Annotated in this window: 2 protein-coding genes and 2 pseudogenes; all 4 read left to right on the top strand. The window is 73.0% G+C overall.

The window, feature by feature from the left end:
• Positions 1 to 272, top strand: a pseudogene (locus tag SSOG_RS02100) (spherulation-specific family 4 protein); the annotation flags it as partial.
• Positions 269 to 1,108 carry an endo alpha-1,4 polygalactosaminidase gene (locus tag SSOG_RS02095; protein ID WP_009712536.1) on the top strand — a complete coding sequence of 280 codons (840 nt, stop codon included), beginning with the start codon at positions 269 to 271 and terminating at the stop codon, positions 1,106 to 1,108. The pseudogene SSOG_RS02100 and the gene SSOG_RS02095, both read left to right, overlap by 4 nt.
• A 394-nt stretch (positions 1,109 to 1,502) precedes the next feature.
• Entirely contained in the window at positions 1,503 to 2,720 is a 1,218-nt protein-coding gene (locus SSOG_RS02090) for a cytochrome P450 family protein (protein WP_039936344.1), read from the top strand.
• A 302-nt stretch (positions 2,721 to 3,022) separates the two neighbouring features.
• Positions 3,023 to 4,597 (top strand): annotated as a pseudogene (locus SSOG_RS02085) (methylmalonyl-CoA mutase subunit beta); the annotation flags it as partial.

The raw sequence follows: 4,597 nt of genomic DNA, 5'->3' as shown, positions 1-4,597 counted from the left end.
ATCCCGATCCGCGGTACGCCGCCCTGGCCGACCTGCTGGTCACCTTCGAGGGCCGGTGGGACACCTACCGGGAGGCCGAGGTGCCGGACTGGACCGCGGCCCATCCACCGGGACGTTTCTGCCATCTGGTGTACGACGTGCCCGGCGGGCGGGCCGCACAGGTGGGCCGCACCGCCCGGGCGCGCGGCGCCGCCGTGCACTGCGCGGTGCCCGGAGCGGGCGCCAACCCCTGGAGGTCCGCGCCCGACGAGCTGGAGGAGGCTCCCCGGTGACCGTAAGGACGGCGCGGACCGTACGGACGGCGCTGACGGCGCGGCGTCTGACGGCGGCGCTGATCGCCGCTCTGCTGCTGATCCTGACCGGATGCTCGGGCGGCGGGTCCTCGGACCGCGACGGCGGCGACCGGCCGTCGCGCTGGCAGCCGCGTCCCGGCACCGCCTGGCAGTGGCAGCTGGCGGGCCGGATCGACGAGTCGGTCGACGTACCGGTCTACGACATCGACGGCTTCGAGAACTCCGCCCGCACCGTCGCCCGGCTGCACGCCCGGGGCCGCAAGGTGATCTGCTACATCAACGTCGGCGCCTGGGAGAACTTCCGGCCCGATCGCGCCGCCTTCCCCCGGTCCCTGCTGGGCCGGGGCAATGGCTGGCGGGGCGAACGCTGGCTGGACATCCGCCGGCTGTCCGTCCTGCGCCCGCTCATGGCCGAGCGGATGGACATGTGCCGTGAGAAGGGCTTCGACGCGGTGGAGCCCGATCTGACGGACGGTTACCGCAACCGCACCGGCTTCCCGCTCACCGCCGCCCACCAGCTCGCCTACAACCGCGCGATGGCGCGGCTGGCCCATGAGCGGGGACTGGCCATTGGCCTGAAGAACGACCTCGACCAGATCCCGCGGCTGGTGCGGGATTTCGACTTCGCGGTCAACGAGGAATGCGCCCAGTACGACGAGTGCGACAAGCTCACGCCCTTCATCCGGCGGAACAAGGCGGTTTTCCACGTCGAGTACGCCCTGAAGCCGGGGGACTTCTGCCGGACCGCGAAGCGGCTGCGGCTCAGCTCGATGCAGAAGCGGCTGGACCTGGACCCCTGGCGGCGCCCCTGCTGAGCGCCGTCCGCGGCCCCTCTTCTGACGCTATATCCGGCCATTCTCCCAAGGACCCGGCCGGACCCGCATCCCGTGCCCGCGCGATACCGCGCGGGCACGGTGTCGTATCCGTGCGGCGGCCCGAGATCGCGCGTGTCAAGGCCCACGGGCCTCGGTGCGGGGATTGGCAACTTGCTGCCGAAGGGGAAGCAGCGGCGCTCGGACGCGGTTTGCTGATTCAAGCAGACAGAGAACGGCCTGCGGCGGTGATCGGGGGGACCAAGAGCGAGGTGGCCCTGGACGGGGGTCGGGGCCGCCCGTGGCGCAGGCGGCGTCGGGGAGATTCAGCCCCGACGCCGCCTCCCGGCCACCGCATCGGACGAACGGGCGCGCAGCGCCCCTAAGGTCTGGAGCCATGCCGCACACTTCCGCCACTTCTGAGACAGCCGTCGATACGGCCGCGCTGATCGAAGACCTGTATCCCGCCCTGGCCGCGCTCCGGGAGGCGGGCCCGGTGCACCGGATCGCCGGCACCGACGGCCGCCCCGCCTGGCTGGTCACCCGCTACGACGACGTGCGGCGGGCGTTCGCCGATCCGCGCCTCTCGCTGGACAAGCGCCACGCCGCGCCGGGCAACTACAGCGGCTTCTCGCTGCCGCCCGCCCTGGACACCAACCTGCTCAACATGGATCCCCCGGACCACACCCGGGTGCGCCGCCTCGTGGTCAAGGCGTTCACTCCCGGCCGGGTCGAAAAGCTGCGGGAACCGGTCCGGCGCGTCGCCGGTGAACTGCTCGACGCCATCGAGGCCGAAGGGCGGGCGGATCTGCTCGCCGCGTACGCCGGACAGCTGCCCATCATCGTCATCTGCGATCTGCTCGGCGTCCCGGAGGGCGACCGCCGGGACTTCCGCGCCTGGAGCGACGCCCTGATCACCCCCGACCCGGCGCGGCCGCAGGGGGCGAAGGAGGCGGTCGGCGCCATGCTGCGCTTCTACACCGGCCTCATCGCGAAGAAGCGCGCCGAGCCCGGCGACGATCTGCTGTCGGACCTGATCAGGGTGCGCGACGACGAGACGGACGGCGGGGCGGACCGGCTCAGCGAGGATGAGCTGACCTCGCTGGCCTTCCTCATCCTGCTCGCGGGGTACGAGAACACGGTCCACCTCATCGCCAACTCCGTGCTCTCCCTGCTCGACCACCCCGAACTCCTCAAGGAACTGCGCGAGGACCCCGCCCGCATCCCGGCCGCCTTCGACGAGCTGGCCCGCTATGAGGCCCCGGCCCCGCTCGCCATCCGCCGCTTCCCCCGGGAGGACATCGAGATCGGCGGTGTGACCATCCCCGCCGGGGAGACCGTGCTGCTCTCCGTGGCCTCGGCGCACCGCGATCCGGCGCACTTCCAGGACCCGGACGCTCTCAATCCGCATATTGGCCGATCCGGGCACCTCGCCCTCGGTCATGGCATCCACTACTGCCTGGGCGCACCGCTCGCCCGGATGGAGACCGACATCGCTCTGGCCACGCTGTTGTCCCGTTTTCCGGGGCTGCGTCTCGAGGTGCCCAGGGAGGAGCTGCGATGGCGGCCGACCATCCGTGCACGTGGCCTGATCTCGCTCCCTGTGACCTGGTGAGCGAAGGGGCGAACAAACTTTTGATGCATAACCCTCGGTGGATGCGGTAAAAAGGTCATCGAGCCCGCCCGGTGTGCATCCCCCGTCGCACCGGGCGGGCCTCTGTGTGAGCACACTCTTCTCGCTCGGTGTGAGCACACCCCTCACCGCGTCGCGCCGGATGCCACGGCAACCCCTATGGCCCCCATAAACTCATGACTTACCGACCGGTAATCGGGCGGAACCGGGCATCCGGGGCCGAGAGTAAGCTCACATCCCTACCCTCTGCTGCGGCTTTAGCCCAGGCCATTAGCCTCCCTTTCATGACGGTCCTGCCCGACGGGCTTTCCCTAGCCGATGAATTCCCGGATGTGACGCGAGACGAGTGGCATCGCCTCGTGGAAGGCGTGCTGCGTAAAACCGGCGCGTCGGACGCCACGGGCGTACATGCCGAAGAGGCCCTCGCGACCGAGGTCGAGGACGGCATCACCGTCCGCCCCCTCTACACCTCCGAGGACGCCCCTCAGGACCCCGGACACCCCGGCTACCCGGGCTTCGCCCCGTATCTGCGCGGTGCGCGCGCCGCGGGGTCCGCGGTCTCCGGCTGGGACGTGCGCCAGCGGCACGCGCACCCGGACGCGGGCACCACCAACCGGGCCGTGCTCGCGGACCTGGAGAACGGCGCCGGGTCGGTGTGGCTGGCGGTCGGCGAGGGCGGGGTGGCCGTCGACGCGCTGCCCGAGGCCCTGGCCGGTGTCTACCTCGACCTCGCCCCCGTCGTCCTCGACGCGGGCCCCGACTTCGAGGCCGCGGGCCGCGCCCTGCTGCGGCTGTACGCCGACCGTCAGGTGCCGCCGCACGCGGCGCTCGGCAATCTGGGCGCCGACCCGCTGGGCCTGGTGGCCCGCACCGGCCGGGACGCGGACCTGCCCGCCCACCTGGCAGCCGCCGCCGACCTGGCGGTCACCTGCTACCGCGACCACCGCGGCGTCCGGGCCCTCACCGTGGACGCGCTGCCGTACCACGAGGCCGGGGGCGGGGTGGCCCAGGAGCTGGGCTGCTCGCTGGCCGCAGGGGTGGCGTATCTGCGCGCGCTGACCGGGGCCGGGATGACGGTCGAGGCGGCCTGCGCCGAGCTGGAGTTCCGCTACGCGGCCACCGCCGACCAGTTCACCACCACCGCCAAGCTGCGCGCCGCCCGGCGGCTGTGGGCGCGGGTGGCGGAGGCGTGCGGGGCGTCGACGGGCTCGGCGGAGACCGCCCAGCGCCAGCACGCCGTCACCTCGCCGGTGATGATGACCCGGCGCGACCCCTGGGTGAACATGCTCCGCACCACCGTGGCGAGCCTGGCCGCCGGGGTCGGCGGCGCCGACGCGGTCACGGTGCTGCCGTTCGACAGCGCGATCGGCCTGCCGGACGACTTCGCCCGCCGTATCGCCCGCCCCGCGCTCCACGATCCTGCTGGAGGAGTCGGGGCTGGCCCGGGCGAACGACCCGGCCGGTGGCTCCTGGTACGTCGAATCGCTGACCGAGGAGATCTGCCGCGCCGCGTGGGCCTGGTTCCAGGAGATCGAGCGGGCCGGGGGACTGGCCGCCGCCCTCGCCTCCGGGCTGGTGCGCGACCGGCTGGCCGCCACCTGGGAGCGCCGCTCGCGCGACCTCGCCAGCCGCAAGGAGCCGATCACCGGCGTGAGCGAGTTCCCCAACCTGGCCGAGCCGCCGGTCCGGCGCGAGGCCGCGCCCGAGCGGTCCGGCGGCGGGCTGCCGCGGGTGCGCCGCGACGAGGCGTACGAGGCGCTCCGCGCCCGCTCCGACGCGCAGCTGGCCGACCGGGGCGCCCGGCCCCGGGTGTTCCTGGCCGCGCTGGGACCCCGCGGCCGTGCACACCGCCCGCGCCT

It is taken from the genome of Streptomyces himastatinicus ATCC 53653, from assembly GCF_000158915.1.
GTDB lineage: Bacteria > Actinomycetota > Actinomycetes > Streptomycetales > Streptomycetaceae > Streptomyces > Streptomyces himastatinicus.
This window is presented reverse-complemented; position numbering and strand designations above follow the sequence as displayed.